The organism is Halalkalibacter akibai JCM 9157 (assembly GCF_000513135.1).
Taxonomy (GTDB): Bacteria; Bacillota; Bacilli; order Bacillales; family Bacillaceae_D; genus Halalkalibacter; species Halalkalibacter akibai.
In genome coordinates this window covers 1-14,637 of record NZ_BAUV01000029.1, presented here as the reverse complement: position 1 = coordinate 14,637, position 14,637 = coordinate 1, and the positions used below count along the sequence as shown (strand labels likewise).

Sequence of the window (14,637 nt, the reverse complement as noted above, 5' to 3'; positions counted from 1 at the left end):
CGGCAAAAACTATTGGCCATCCTGCTTTATTGCGTATGTGCATAAGGGCATACCCAATAGAGCAATCCCAGATGAGCTTAACGGATTCGTCTCCTGCTGATCATATAAAGGCATTGATTCCTCTTATATAATTCATACGAACCTCCAGTTGAAGCCTAGTTACATTTGGTATCGAACAGAAATGGCTTTAAGTGCTAGCTTCATGATCCGTCATCTATGCAAGGGCGACCGTGTACTCGTACAGAAACAAACCGAGATAGAATCTGGAGAGATTGCAGTTGTAGGCATCGAAGGAGAAGATGATACTCTAATGCGCGTCAAGAAATCTAATAATAGTGATGTGGTTCTTTATCCAGACAACACCAAATGTGGACCGATGTTGGTCCAAGAAGGAAATGCACGTATTTATGGTAAAGTCGTACAGGTTATGTTTACTCCAATGTAAGCATAACCTGTACCTTTATGATTTTAAAAATATTCTATCATGAGCTCAAATGGATAGTTCTTTCGCTCCTCACATCTTGTAGATCTTACTAAAAGTTCTTTTGGGATAACACGGGAATAATAAATTTTTTTGATCATTGTTTTCAACGTATGATTTAATATCTCAGGGTTGTTTTTAATTTCGATAGTTTCAATTTTTGAGAGAGTTCCTTCAATTTGAATCTGCTTATCTTCCACCGACATATTATTCATGTCATAGAGAAGATTTTCATGCTGTTTCTCAAGATATACTAGTTTTTGCGTTAATCCCTGTTTTTTTTCTTTTAATTCATCATGTGTAAAAATCCCTGTTAAGGCCAGTTCAATGAGATTTTTATTTTGCTCTTCCACTTGTTTAATTTCATTTTCTAGTCTAATCAATCTTTGCTTTTGATCTGCTTCTAACATAGAGCCTGCCCCATCATCTAATGTTTCTAAAAATTGCTTTAATTCTACTTTGTACTGCCGAAGATGCAACATGACATTCCTCTCTACATGTTCAAGCTTGATACCGGCGTTAATGCATTTTTCACCAGACTCTTTTAAATACTCACACTTCTTAATGGTATGCATTTTTAATTTATTATCTTTTCGAATCGTCATCTTCTTTCCGCATTCTGAACAATAAATTAAATCCTTTAACATGGTTACACCTGTTTTCACTGCCGGCTTTTCACGAGAAATTACTGACTTTTCTGCTCTTTCTTCTCTATCTTTATTCGCTACATCCCAAACTCTCTCACTTACAATTGCAGGATGAGCATCTTTACATATAATTGTCTCCATAATTTCATGAACAAATTTACCATTCTTTTTTACTTTCTTCCTATCGTTAAAAACGGTCCATCTTATAAACGGGATTTCTAAGAATGCGTTTAATAGATGGCAAATTAAAGTGTTTTCCTGTAGCAGATTTATAACCTTCCATATTTAAGATGTCTCTAATTCTAAAACTGCCTAATCCTTGCGTATGAAGGCTGTAAATATATCGGACGGTTTTAGCTTCCTCTTCATTGATTTCTAGTTTTTTCGTTGTTGAACTTCGCACGTAACCAAAAGGAATGCTGCCTGAAATATGTAAACCAGCTCTAGCCATTTGTATTTTATTGTATTTCGAGCGCTTTCCAATTAAGGCATGTTCCTGTGATGCAATTAGGGACCCAAATCGAAACGTGAGAACATCATTATCACTATTGGCCAAGTCGTATACTTTATCTGGGGTGATAATTGGCTTATCATAGTCCTTACAATATTGGAGAACTGTTTCAGAGATTAGCCCATTTCTTGATAGACGAGATAATTCAACAACTAAGATCGCATCGAATTTTTCAACCTCATTTAATAACTTCTGCAATTGGGGTCTTTGGCCAAGTTCGGAGGCTCCTCCTGATAGAACTTCTTCAAATGTTTCAAACGTGTAACCATTATTTGTAGCAAACTCTTTAAGAAGATTTCGGTGATTTGCGAGGGTTTCGAAATTTTCAGACTTTTTTTCTTGTGAAATACGAAGATACATCGCAACGTGTCGGATATCCTTTGAAGAAGCTGACATTCGACCATCAATTCCTTTCTATTTCAGAGGTTACATCGTTAATTTAGTAATAGAATAGCAGTTGAAGGTTTTACTCTTAATAAGAAATGATGTAGGTACGCTATAACCAGACGTATGACCACGTAACCCTTCGATAATTTCCAACCCTTTTGAAATAGGAGCACGGAAATGACCGATTCCCTCAGACAAGTCGCATTGATAAATGTAATATGGACGGACTCTAATTTTCACAAGATCTAAATTTAGCTTCTTCATAATCGCTAAACTGTCATTGATACCAGCTAAAATAACCGCTTGATTTCCAACAGGTACACCTGAATTCACTAACATCTCACAAGCTTTTTTTGATTCCTCTGTGATTTCAATCGAAGTATTAAAGTGAGTATTTAACCAAACGGGATGATACTTTTTCAATATATTGCATAGGTTTTCAGTGATCCGCTGCGGAAAAACAACAGGGGCTCTCGTGCCAATTCTTATAATTTCAACATGTGGTATTTCTCGAAGGTTCTTTAATATATATTCAAGTATCTTGTCATTAATTAATAATCCGTCACCTCCAGAAAGGAGAACGTCTCGAACTTTCGGTGTCATCCTAATATAATTAATAGCGGCGTCTAATTGTTTTTTTGGTACCCCCATTCCAATTTGTCCGGAAAAACGACGACGGGTACAATAACGACAATACATGGAACATTGGTTTGTAACCAAAAACAATACGCGATCTGGATAACGATGCGTTAGTCCTGGAACAGGAGAATCTTCGTCTTCCTCAAGGGGATCTTCCATATCATATTTTGTTTTATGGATTTCTTTTCCAATAGGAACTGATTGCATTCTAATTGGACATCTTGGATCATTTGGATTCATGAGTGAAGCATAATAAGGTGTAATATTTAAAGGAATTGTTTTGGTTGATATTAGAACCCCTTCCTCTTCCTCTGGAGTTAAATTAATAACCTTTTTCAAATCCTCTAACGTCCGAATCGTATTGGTTAGTTGCCATATCCAATCATTCCACTGTTCCTCAGTAACATCTTTCCATAATTCAATATCCTTCCAATGTCTGTTTGGTTTATATAAATCCATTTTCATGTTAGAACCTCCTTTAACCTGCTTGAAAAAGACAATGCAATTTCCGTGCCATTTTCATTTTGCTTAAAAACAATTTATGATCATGATCGTCTTATTCCACTACAGCCTCGTTTTCCACGTGGAGGCAAAAACCATTTTCAAGAGCAACAGTCTTTACGAAAACAGCTTTCCATAAGATAAACGAAAGAACTGCCTATTATTGGGCAGTTCTTTCCTAAACGTATATACAAATCGGTTAATACGTGCCAAAATCCCAGCAGGAACTGCTGAATATTAGGCATCACGTCGACTTCGACAAATCCTTTACCCAGACATTCATATCTTCAAGCTTATCATAAATGTAACAATTGTTTATTAATCTTCCTCTGTAAGAATAATTCAATTGATAGAAAGCGGCATTCATCCCGAATGATAACGCTCTTGCAATTGAATACGCATTGTAAATATGCTCCTGCCTTAACTCATCTTCTAACCGAATTAATAACCTTTTGATTAAGCCGTATTTTCTATGTTCAGGTAAAGTAGCACAATCTGTTAACTCAGCATTTCCAAATTCCCGATCAATATCTGCTGAAGCTGCACTTACTATTTTATGTTCTGTTTCCACAATAAAGAAAATAGTATCGCCTTCTAATACTTTTGAAACATAATTCCAGTCATTCATAGGAGTAGGATAAACATCAAACACTTTTGCATATAATTCAGCTAGCTGTCTAGCATCTCTTACATTCGCTCGTCTAAAATGGTAAGCGGATGGTACTGCAGATAACTGGTAGTCACGTCCCTTAGAAACAACATCTTTTATAATCTGATCTTCTTTTACCCAGTTGACACTACTTCTACGTTCGTTAGTCTTATAAAAAGCTAACACATAGTTATCACTCCCATTGAAAAAACCACTAAATATAGCTTCAAAAGAATAACCTTCAGATAAGAATTTTATTATATCTTTTTGTTTGCTATGAATAATAATTTTTGTGAACCGTTTATCATCAATTAGATCTTGTATATTTACAAGCATTTTATCCAGACATCCACTATAGTTAGTAACCTTTAATCGTTTGTTGAAATAATCTAAATATAGTTGAACACAAAATTGCGAGGTGGATATCGTTTTTGTTTCGGATCTAGGAAGCATATATTACACTCCTTTCTTACTCTGCATTACTTATTTGATATTTTTTCATTTTATATTGAAGTGTTTGTCTAGGTATATTTAGTAATTTGGCAGCATGTAGAATATTAAAATCGGTCTGAAGTAAACTTTTCGTAATTAAATGCTTCTCCGTTTTCTCTACAGTTTCCCTTAACGAAGTGAATGTGCGAGGGTTAATAGATTTTTTCTCGTTTTTATCACGAAGATAATGAGGCAACAAATCCAGCGTAATTATATCTTGATCTACCATATTCATTGCGTACTCAACCGCATGTTCTAATTCTCTTATATTTCCAGGCCAATTATAATCTAATAGAACCTGAACTGCTTCTTCTTCTATTTCAGTTACTAACTTCTCAAATTTATAGTTAAATCTCTTAATAAAATGCTTAATTAATACTGGGATATCTTCTTTTCTATTTCTAAGTGGTGGTATTTCAATGAAAATGACGTTCAAGCGATAATATAGATCTGTTCTTAGTTGTTGTTTCTCAATACATGTTAGCGGATGTTCATTCATAGCAACTATGACTCTCACGTCTACTAAATATGAATCAATACCACCCACTCTGTTTATGATTCCATCTTCAAGTACACGTAGTAGTTTTGATTGAAAATCAACTGACATTGAATTTATCTCGTCTAGAAATAATGTCCCTCTATGCGCTAACTCAAATAAGCCTGGTCGATCGAGTGAGCCTGTAAAACTGCCTTTTTTCGTTCCAAATAACGTACTCTCTAGTAAAGAAGTAGGTAGAGTTGCACAATTCTGAGCTATGAAAGGTTCATTTCGACGACCAGACGAATTGTGGATAGATTGAATGAGTAGTTCCTTTCCAGTGCCAGTTTCCCCGTAAATCATAATGGGAGAAGATGTACGAGCTGCTTTTCTAGCCAACTCTTTTATTTTTTTCATTGAATGAGATTGTGTCACGATATCATCAAAGTCGTATTTAGCCCCCGTCATTTTAACGGGCTTTGTTCTTTGAAGATTCACTTTTTCTTGTAAATCAAGGAGACTATGAGAAAGGTTTTTGATTGTTGTAAGATCTTTTGCAATTTCAACAGCCCCAATGATGTTTGAACCCACTCGAATCGGTAGCGTAGTATTTACAGTTTCAATCAATTGACCTTTTATGTTTTGGTAAGACTGAGATTGTTGATAAATCGGCTTCCCATTTTCGATTACCTTTAAAAGCGTGCTTGAATGTTTATTTAATGAAGGAAACACATCTAACACGTGTTTCCCTAATACATCTTCTATTTCTATTCCGTCATTCTTCGCGGCAACCAGATTATAATAAATAGTTATTCCTTCGGCGTTAATAACGTGGATAGCTTCATCTATAGATCCTAGGATTGCTTCTAGCATCGGCTTCGTTTCAAAAGGCTTAAAGAACATAACATCCCCCTTACAAAACAAAGTGGATATACCTTCTACAAAATGGGTGATAACAATCTTGAGACCGATTCTTTAAAGCGAATTTTTAAAGAACGTTTGTTATAGTCCTCTTTAGTAAGCTCTCGCGAATGTTTCATATCTTCATGAAATATTTCAGTTAATGGCTTAACGTCTTTGCTTGAATAAAGAAATGCGTTCACTTCAAAATTAAGCCTAAAGCTACGTACATCAATGTTAGCTGTTCCAATAGAAGCAATTTCATCATCAGCTACGATCGTTTTACAATGTAAAAAACCATTATCATAAATATAGATTTTTGCACCAATTTTCAACAGTTCTCCAATGTTTGAATAAGTAGCCCAGTAAACAAATGGGTGATCAGGTTTGTTAGGTATCATGATCCGGACATCCAACCCAGAAAAACAAGCAATCTTTAATGCATCTAATAAACTTTCATCAGGAATAAAATAAGGAGTTTGAATGTAAACATACTTTTTTGCCTTTAATATCATCTTAATATAAGCTTTTTTTATTTGTTCTAGTTGAGAGTCGGGACCACTTGATACAATTTGGATACCAAATTTCCCGTATTGCTTGGTGAAGGGATATAGATATTCTTTAATGGTTATTTCTTTCTTAGACGCTTGGTTCCAATCTTGAATAAATCGCGTTTGTATATGATTTACTGCTTCTCCTTTAATTTTCAAATGAGTATCTCGCCAATAACCAAAACGTTGGTTCAAACCTAAGTACTCATCACCTACATTAAACCCACCAATATAACCTGTTTCGCCATCTATCACTACTAGTTTGCGATGGTTCCTAAAGTTAAGGGTCAGATTAATAAATGGGATTCTTGAAGGGAAGAAAGCTTCTATTTCTCCACCAGCTGATTTAACCTTTTCAATGAATGTTTTACTAAGCCTTCTTGAACCTAGGTCATCATATAAAAGTCGGACTTCAACCCCTTCTTTGGCTTTACTAGCTAATGCATCAGCAATTTTATTTCCTAATTCATCATCACGAATAATGTAATATAAGATATGTATGTGGGATTTGGCCTGTTTAATGTCAGAAAGTAAAGAATCAAACTTGTCTGCTCCTTTTGTATAAACCGTTACTTGATTATTTTCTGTTAATAATGAAGCGCTATGGCTAAGATTCATTAAAATAAAATCTCTATACTTCGAAATAACAGGGTCTTCCATCTTGTATGAGTGATCATTTAATTGGTTTATTTGATTCGATACTACCTTTTTGACTAGTTCATAACTTTCTTTATCCCACCTAAATAATTTAGATCTACTTAAATTACGGCCGAAAATAATATACAAGAGAAAGCCAACAACTGGAAGAAGAGTCAAAACCAGTGCCCAAGTCCAAATTGAATTTACATTTCGTCTTTCAAGAAAAATAATCGTTAAAATTAGTGCTGTATTTAAAATAAAAACAATGGATATGATGACTGTCGTAATGCTCATTTTATAAATCCTCCACTTTTAGACTGTTTTACATCTATGACTAGGATAACACGTTTCCGTTTATTGACAAATGTTCACAAAAAAAGGCTGATCGTAAAAGAAGCTATTTACACCATTAATCATGGTAGCTCTTTTTCATCAGCCTCATTCTCGCTTATCTTTTTATTACTTCGAAATTCTCTTGAATTAACAGCCAATTTTGTGGGAATGGCAAACCGAGCTTCCAATAACTCACTCCACGAAGTCCTAGCCTTTTAATTAAATCAAATTTGGCCTGAATAGACCTTGCATCCTCAAACCATACTTTGTGAGACCTGCCTTGTTCATCTACATAATCAAAGTGTGGAGCTTGTGCCTGTTGATCATATTGAATTGAAACATTATAATCCCTTGCAATTTCAATAGCTAATTGCGGACTAACCGCTCTTGCATACTGACCGCCCGGAACAAAGGGCAAAGTCCAATCATATCCATATAAATTTTGTCCCATCATAATCTTAGAAGCGGGCATCTCTGTGAGTGCATATTGAATCACTTGCTCAACTGGACCTATTGGTGAAACGGCCATCGGAGGCCCACCAGAATACCCCCATTCATATGTCATTAGAACAACAAAATCCACAATTTCTCCATGCGCTCGGTAATCGTGCGCTTCATACCACTGACCAGGTTGATCCGCTCTAGTTTTTGGTGCGAGAGCACTTGAGATCAACAGACCCTCCGCTCTTAGTCTCTCTACTGCCCGTCTTAAAAACGCATTATAAGCTTGTCGTTGATCACCCGGAAGAAATTCAAAATCAAAATGAACATCTGTGAAGCGCCCGACTCTCCGCGTTTCTGCGATAATGTTGTTTAACAATAGCTCTTGTACGGCAGTACTTTGAAGTATATCTCTGCCAAGGTCTCCGCTGAATTGCCCTCCTTCTAAGTTGGTCACCACCATCATAAGGGAAGCACCACTAGCTTGTGCAACTTCCGGAATCCCCGTTAATGGTTGTGCCTGTAATGAACCATCCCTTCTAGCCTCATAGCTAAAAGGCGCTAAATAGGTTAGGAAAGGTCCAACAGCTCTCGCTTCATTAAGCAATGATTGACTGACAGTCGTTCCTCTAGGTTCTATATAGGCGTTCGTTTCAGCCCTTCTTCTTTGTCTTGGAGGAATGTATATTCTAAGGCCAACACGCAACGGTTGATTAGCATCAATTTGATTAATTTCAGCTAAAGTTAAATAGTTTATTTCATATCTTTGTCCAATAGCCCATAAGCTATCCCCGGGTTGAACCCAGTAAAATTCACCCCATATTGGAATAACCAGAGCCTGACCGACAACGAGTCTATTCGGATCTGGTATGTCGTTAGCTTGAATGATGTTTGCAACAGATGACTGATAAGTATGCGCTATGTTCCAAAGAGAGTCTCCAGATTGAACAATATGGATTTGCAAACGATCCCCTCATTTCATGTGAAACTTTATTCCCTTCACTGTATGAATATTTAATTTGTCCTATTCTAAAAGGTTCGAGGTAGTAACATTTCATGAAAGTGGATATGATGGTGTTAGGAGGTTGTCAAATGGAGTTTATGTATAAATATCTTGCTATAGCCATTATTATCTCTTTCATTCCTTATGTACGATCTTTTTTTGGTACTATCCACACATTAATTCATGAAACAGGGCACGCACTTGCAGCATTAGCAACGAGCGGAAAAGTCTATTCCATTTCCTTGTATTCAACCACGGATGGTATAGCTACGACGGGCTCTAGATCTAGGTTTAGCTCTATTATCGTTGCTTACGCTGGCTATACATTCTCTTCTCTATTCGCATTATTAGCATTTTATTTAATCGCCAATGGCCACGTGTTAATTTTATTTTATCTTTTTTTTGCTTTAGCCCTTATTAATTTACTTTTATGGGTCCGCAATGCATTCGGTCTAAGCTGGTTGCTAGGTTATGTTATTGCATCTGCCTTTTTGATTTACTATCAATTGTCTTTCATTAAAGAGATGATTACTTATATATTATCAAGTATTATTTTAATTCAATCGATGATATCATCTTTCATTATTTGCTTTTTGAGTCTCTCTTCCACGAATCAATCAAATGATGCAAACGTATTACAAAAGTTAACCTTTATTCCTAGCTTTGTCTGGGGAGCCGTCTTTTTAATTCAATCTTTTGCTGCCACTTACTATGTCATATTGTTTTTTATTTGATTTTCTATGCATCCCCCTTACCCATTTACAAGGTCCGAGGGGGAATTATGTTAATTAAGCCAGGTAGTTTTATGTTCAAAGGATGTCTTTTTAGCTTTTGGAAGGTTTTTGCTCGGGTATCCGATGTAAATAAAACCAACAAGTTGACTATTGCTAGATAAGTGAAAGAACTCTTTTGTTTTCTCGTGATAGCATAGAGCACCCGTTCTCCAAATAGCTCCTAACCCAAGGTCGTGAGCCGCAAGTAACATATTTTGCACGGCTGCGTGTACAGAAGCATATTCTTCTATTTCAATAACATTCTTTTTTAATTGAGGCTCAACTGCAACCGCAATAATAACTGGAGCTCTTAATGGGTTCTGTTTTACTTTTTCAAGTTTCTTTTTGCTCTCCTCAGTCGTGATATCCTCTAATTCCAGAGTAGTTATTTCTTCAAAGACATCACCTAACCTCTTACGCGCATCTCCTTCTAAAACAAAGAATCTCCATGGTTCAGTTCTAAAATGATTAGGGGCAAATGTTCCAACCTGCAATATTCTTTCAATTATTTCTTTTCGTACTGGGTCTTCTTTGACAATTCCAATACTTCTCCTAGATAATAATGCCTCATACAGCTCCAACTTGATAACTCCCCTCATAGATTACTAGAGTTCGATTCTGCTTTTATTCTATGTAAGTCTGCCTACTTCTGTGCTTTCTAGACAAATAAGAAGTTATTTTCCTTTACTCTACCTTAATATTCACAGTAAAATGTAACCATTGTTTAAATTCAAGGTCAAAGGAGATGACCGAGACGATTAAAATGTTCACTAAAATTTTAGGTGTTATTTGTTACTTAACAACTGTTTTATACTTAATTGAGTTGTTTATTCCTAGTTTAACACTTCAAATCATATATAGTTTGTTGGCTGCTATTCTGCTCGTTTGTGCCTTCTTTTTTTTAACGACGATTAATCGTGTTATTATTCTAATCCTTCTAATCATTGGGTTTATCTGTCTTAATTATGAGAATGCTAGTTTCTTAACGGCTGTATTAGGCTTTGGCGAAAATATCAACTTACTCTCTTTGTTTCTTCTTATTCCACTTATTGGTACATTCATGTCAACTGCTGGCTATTTAACTGCTCTAAAACAGTTTGTCCAGAAGAGACATCGGTCGATTGGTCAGCATCCATATTCATTCAGCTTCGCTTTAACTGCAACCATCGGAATATTATTAAATTTTGGTTCAATGGCAATTGTAAAACGGATCATTGAGGAGAGTTTTTCAACTTACCAAGACAAAAAAATAACCTTAATGATTATGCGTGGTTTTGCGGTTTCAATGCTATGGTCACCATATTTTGTCAATGTCGGTTTAGTATTAGTACTATTCAATGTTTCTTGGTTTGATATAAGTGGATTTGGTTTAGTATTAGCACTTGTTTATTTGATCATTTCTGCGTGTATGTTTAAGTACATTTCATTCCCTGACGATCAAATCAAGGAGCAAAAAGAATATAGACCGGAAAATAGTGATTTTAGCATGTCACTAAAGCCTTTTTTACTATTTACTGTTGCTCTAGTTGGATTATCTTTTATACTAGATATAATGTTAACTGTAAAAATGTTAACTATTGTATCATTGTTGGCTATCATGTTACCTTTCCTCTGGGCAACCGTAACAGGAATTCTCACTTCATTTGTCCAGGATGTCACTGAACAAGTATTGAATTCGTTTACTCGATTGAAAAATGAGCTAGCAGTTTTTATTAGTGCTGGTTTTTTAGGATTAGCCATGTCTCAAACTGAAGTTGGAACCATGTTATCTTTATTTTTATTTCAATCTTCGTTCGGCTCAATTTACTTACTAAGCTTATTACTTGTTGTGCTTGCTACCATTTTAGCTCAGGTGGGAATTCATCCGGTCATTATTGTTATTGGTATAGGTAGTTCTTTAACACCTGATTTATTCGGAGTGAGCCCGGAGTATTTAGCTTTAATCTTACTTGTATCTTGGACCGTCTCGACACAACTATCACCGTTTTCTGGTCAAGTACTTATGGCTTCAAAACTTATGGAACAGTCGACAAAAGTTATCGTAAAACAGAATATTATATTCGTTTGTTTATTAGCTATCATACTACCAGCAATTTTATACGGATTTCACTTAATTGGATGGCTATAGGAAGGAACTGTATCAATGGAAAGTCATATTCACAAACACCTTAAGAAACAATCACTATACTGGTTAAAAGAGAAAATGACAGATTTATGCGCTAACGAAGTGAAGTTATTTGTTCGGCGTAAACGACTAAAAGCAGATGCCCTCGGCATTAACATCAAGCGTAAAGAAGCAAGAATTATTGAGGTCAAAGCTACCCGTGCTGACTTTCTTCGTGATGAAGTACTTCATGCTAATTATGGATATCACCACATCGCCCATTATGCTTACATCATGACTCCACCTGGACTTCTAGCTACGGAAGAAGTCCCGAATGGATATGGGCTACTAGAAATAGACGAATTTGATAAAATAATTGTAAAGAAACGACCTGTACGAAATCCTAAACCGATCTTAACCCTAGATACACTCGTGAAACGTACTAGTCAAGCAGCTACAAATGCTCTTTTGTTTCAAGAACTTACAAAAGAAACAAAAGACGTAACCGAAGGCGAATTTGCAAAAGGCGCTTCTGTACAATTAATAAGTGCGACTTGTCCGACTTGTAAGAAACGAAGAAAATATTTAGTTAATGTTGATCAACTAGAGGTGCAGTGTAGATCTCGTTCATGTAAAACACAGATTCCCCTTCAAAAAGCAAGAATGCATGTTATCACCAAATATAACGAAGCTTTTTTCAAACAACTAACAAAATTAATGTCAGAAGATAGGAGAATAAAATGGATAAAAAAGAAATGGAACAACAAATCATCGCTAATTATCAGAAAGATGAGGAGATGATGATTTTAGTATTTGCACAATGGTGTATCAATAATGACCTAGACCCAGTTGAACTATACAATCAAGCGTATCCTCATCAATCAGCCAACAAAGCACTAACATATGCACTTGATTTAACTGTATCCAAAAATGAATCTGAACATATTGCAGACGAAACATTACTAGGGGTTTTATCATTATTCGGCAATGAAGATTTGGCGTTCGTCGTAACTGAATTAGTAAAAAATCGAGAAATAAAAAACAAATAAAAATATACTAAAGGATGTTTCAAAAGGTTAACGAAGAACCTCTTTGAACCATCCTCTTTTTATTATTCTGTATTTCGGAATAAGCCAAGTTAAAGACAACATACAATAAATTACCTTAATGGAGGAGGATAATAAAATGATCCCTACACTATTAATTAAGATTGCGTTAGTTATTATTGTTATTCGCTCTGGTTATGTATTCATACAAATGCTGAATAGAAGATGGACTAATAACCTATTAGACCTTTTATTTCAAGCATCCATCTTCATCATTGCCTTGTCTTTTTTAATATAACTTTAAATTCAAATACTCCATATCCATAAGAGAATCCTCGATTTTAATGGACAAATACTCATTCAAATATAATAGGCCTTGCATACTGTATAAAAAGAATCATTAGTCTATTATAAGGCCACTGAAAAAGGTGTGTTTTTCACCTTTTCTCAGTGGATTCTAAGCAATGAGAGGAACCGTTGCAAGCTCTTAAGCTAAGCTTGCTATGAGTAGTTTTTCATAGCAGGCGCGCAACGTGTAGAGCCATTGCTGCTTCCTTGAGTCAACTTTCAAGGGGTTTTTCAGTGGCCTTGTCTATTATATTGGAGGGGTCTAATCTTAAATGAAATTTAGTATCGTTATACCAACTCATAATCGGGCTGAACAATTAATAATGACTTTGACAGCTTTTAACTTACAATCGTTCGACCATGATCAATTTGAAGTCATTGTAGTAGACGATGGTTCAGATGATCAAACCCGAGAAGCAATTGATCAATTCCAAGCATCCTACCGATTGCTTTATATCTCAACAGGAAAAAGGGAGGGAGATCTTACGCTAGAAATCAAGGAATTGCAAAATCAAAAGGTCAATTTATTATTTTCTGTGATGCTGACTTTATTGTGATCCCCACTTTTTTAAAAATTTTAGAAAAGTATCATACGAAGCATCCGGATTCCGTTGTTTCGGGTATACCAAACTCGTGGAACATGGTCTTCACACAATATTATCCTCAATTTACGCTAGAACAAAGAAGTCTTTTATACCACACTCTTTATGATAAAGGCTTATGGAAAAATGAATACTGGGGTGATGAGAGCCAAATCAAAACACTATTAACCCCAAAGCAATTAACTGAGGATTTTAATAAGATTGAAGATTTCATTTTTCAGGAAAAAGTGGATGAGAGAACGATTAAAGAATATGAAGAAACCACTTATGCACCCTGGTTATTGTTTGTAACAAGATGCGTATCGGTTAAGAGGAGAAATCTAGATAAGGTTGGCTGGTTTGATGAGCGTTTTAAGAAATATGGACTTGAAGATTGGGAACTAGGATACCGTCTTCATCTTGAAGGCGTTTCTTTTGTTAGCATGCGCGAAAGAGTGGGGTATCACCAGGAGCATCCAAAAGCACAATCGGAAGCCGATGGAAATAATGAAAACTTAAAATATATGTTTGAAAAATTTGGGTTTTCCGATCCTGAATTAAATCTTTTCTCTTTTTGTCCTGCATATGACAACATTGCTCTTTACAAGGATCATTTAAGGTCACTTGATAAATTAAAAAAGAAAGGAAAAAAGAAAAAATATAAGAATATGAATCAAGAATGGAAATCATTAGCAAAAGAATTTTATTATCAATAGGGATAACTCTTCCTCATAAAGAAGGCTAGATAGGTGTAGGACTCAACTTACTATCTAGCCTTTTATTAAGCTGCTTTGTTTTCATCGTTAACTATTCTGAAGCGATCTTTTTCTCGAGAAAAATAACAAACCTATAAAAAGTACATTGAGTAATAAAGAAAATAGGATCACTTCAATAATATAATCCCTGCCTGTAAATAAGCTGCCTATCAACATACCGTTAACGAAGAAAAAACCGATCAGAATTAATACTCGCTCAGCTGACATCTTTTTGGCCCCCTCATAAAAAATATAACAAATCAATGAAACTTATCATACTATTTCTTCCAATATTTATTTATAATTATATAGAAAGATACGAACATTTAGGATGGAGTGGTACTAATGTTTATTCGTAATTGTCTTACACACAAAAAA

The 14,637-nt window shown here is 35.3% G+C and carries 16 protein-coding genes and 1 pseudogene; 8 read left to right on the top strand and 9 right to left on the bottom strand.

What is annotated here, in order from left to right; translation table 11 throughout:
- Nucleotides 1–202 precede the first annotated feature (202 nt).
- Entirely contained in the window at nt 203–445 is a 243-nt protein-coding gene (locus JCM9157_RS14960; RefSeq protein WP_052013179.1) for a LexA family protein, read from the top strand.
- A gap of 23 nt (nt 446–468) precedes the next feature.
- On the opposite strand, the gene JCM9157_RS25440 is transcribed toward JCM9157_RS14960, so the two are convergent.
- From JCM9157_RS25440 to JCM9157_RS14930, 7 genes and pseudogenes are all read right to left on the bottom strand, one after another.
- Nucleotides 469–1,269, bottom strand: coding sequence for a recombinase zinc ribbon domain-containing protein (locus JCM9157_RS25440; protein WP_235715027.1), 801 nt, complete (start codon nt 1,267–1,269; stop codon nt 469–471).
- Between the two features lie 46 nt (nt 1,270–1,315).
- Complete coding sequence (locus JCM9157_RS25435; protein ID WP_235715026.1) at nt 1,316–2,035, bottom strand: recombinase family protein; 720 nt, start codon at nt 2,033–2,035, stop codon at nt 1,316–1,318.
- Nucleotides 2,036–2,125: 90 nt separating this feature from the next.
- Nucleotides 2,126–3,130, bottom strand: a pseudogene (locus JCM9157_RS14950) (KamA family radical SAM protein); the annotation flags it as partial.
- A 280-nt stretch (nt 3,131–3,410) separates the two neighbouring features.
- Nucleotides 3,411–4,268, bottom strand: coding sequence for a putative beta-lysine N-acetyltransferase (gene ablB, locus JCM9157_RS14945; protein WP_035665904.1), 858 nt, complete (start codon nt 4,266–4,268; stop codon nt 3,411–3,413).
- 16 nt (nt 4,269–4,284) lie between these two features.
- Nucleotides 4,285–5,688, bottom strand: coding sequence for a sigma-54 interaction domain-containing protein (locus JCM9157_RS14940; RefSeq protein ID WP_035665901.1), 1,404 nt, complete (start codon nt 5,686–5,688; stop codon nt 4,285–4,287).
- Between the two features lie 35 nt (nt 5,689–5,723).
- The gene (gene cls / locus JCM9157_RS14935; protein WP_035665900.1) at nt 5,724–7,169 is read right to left on the bottom strand and encodes a cardiolipin synthase; all 1,446 of its coding nucleotides are present in this window, start codon (nt 7,167–7,169) and stop codon (nt 5,724–5,726) included.
- 154 nt (nt 7,170–7,323) lie between these two features.
- Complete coding sequence (locus tag JCM9157_RS14930; protein ID WP_035665897.1) at nt 7,324–8,613, bottom strand: LysM peptidoglycan-binding domain-containing protein; 1,290 nt, start codon at nt 8,611–8,613, stop codon at nt 7,324–7,326.
- A gap of 128 nt (nt 8,614–8,741) precedes the next feature.
- On the opposite strand from JCM9157_RS14930, the gene JCM9157_RS14925 reads away from it, so the two are divergent.
- The gene (locus JCM9157_RS14925) at nt 8,742–9,386 is read left to right on the top strand and encodes a M50 family metallopeptidase (protein ID WP_035665895.1); all 645 of its coding nucleotides are present in this window, start codon (nt 8,742–8,744) and stop codon (nt 9,384–9,386) included.
- 50 nt (nt 9,387–9,436) lie between these two features.
- Here JCM9157_RS14925 and JCM9157_RS14920 read toward each other — a convergent pair whose 3' ends face one another.
- A complete protein-coding gene (locus tag JCM9157_RS14920) occupies nt 9,437–10,006 on the bottom strand; it encodes a nitroreductase family protein (protein WP_035665892.1) in 570 nt (189 codons plus the stop codon).
- A gap of 164 nt (nt 10,007–10,170) precedes the next feature.
- Here JCM9157_RS14920 and JCM9157_RS14915 point away from each other — a divergent pair, with 164 nt between their 5' ends.
- The 6 genes from JCM9157_RS14915 to JCM9157_RS14900 all read left to right on the top strand — a co-directional run bounded on the left by JCM9157_RS14915 (nt 10,171) and on the right by JCM9157_RS14900 (nt 14,220).
- Nucleotides 10,171–11,553: a hypothetical protein gene (locus tag JCM9157_RS14915; RefSeq protein WP_052013178.1), complete on the top strand. Its 1,383-nt coding sequence runs from the start codon at nt 10,171–10,173 to the stop codon at nt 11,551–11,553.
- Nucleotides 11,554–11,568: 15 nt separating this feature from the next.
- The gene (locus JCM9157_RS14910; RefSeq protein WP_035665887.1) at nt 11,569–12,330 is read left to right on the top strand and encodes a hypothetical protein; all 762 of its coding nucleotides are present in this window, start codon (nt 11,569–11,571) and stop codon (nt 12,328–12,330) included.
- Nucleotides 12,270–12,578: a protein YxiS gene (gene yxiS, locus JCM9157_RS14905; RefSeq protein WP_035665885.1), complete on the top strand. Its 309-nt coding sequence runs from the start codon at nt 12,270–12,272 to the stop codon at nt 12,576–12,578. The genes JCM9157_RS14910 and yxiS overlap by 61 nt, the downstream gene beginning before the upstream one ends.
- Nucleotides 12,579–12,714: 136 nt before the next feature.
- A complete protein-coding gene (locus JCM9157_RS24695) occupies nt 12,715–12,873 on the top strand; it encodes a hypothetical protein (RefSeq protein WP_156321500.1) in 159 nt (52 codons plus the stop codon).
- A gap of 322 nt (nt 12,874–13,195) precedes the next feature.
- A complete protein-coding gene (locus JCM9157_RS23510) occupies nt 13,196–13,480 on the top strand; it encodes a glycosyltransferase family 2 protein (protein WP_052013177.1) in 285 nt (94 codons plus the stop codon).
- A complete protein-coding gene (locus JCM9157_RS14900; protein ID WP_081734200.1) occupies nt 13,369–14,220 on the top strand; it encodes a glycosyltransferase family 2 protein in 852 nt (283 codons plus the stop codon). Before JCM9157_RS23510 ends, JCM9157_RS14900 begins: the two co-directional genes overlap by 112 nt.
- A gap of 87 nt (nt 14,221–14,307) precedes the next feature.
- On the opposite strand, the gene JCM9157_RS14895 is transcribed toward JCM9157_RS14900, so the two are convergent.
- Complete coding sequence (locus tag JCM9157_RS14895; RefSeq protein WP_035665883.1) at nt 14,308–14,487, bottom strand: hypothetical protein; 180 nt, start codon at nt 14,485–14,487, stop codon at nt 14,308–14,310.
- Nucleotides 14,488–14,637 lie beyond the last annotated feature (150 nt).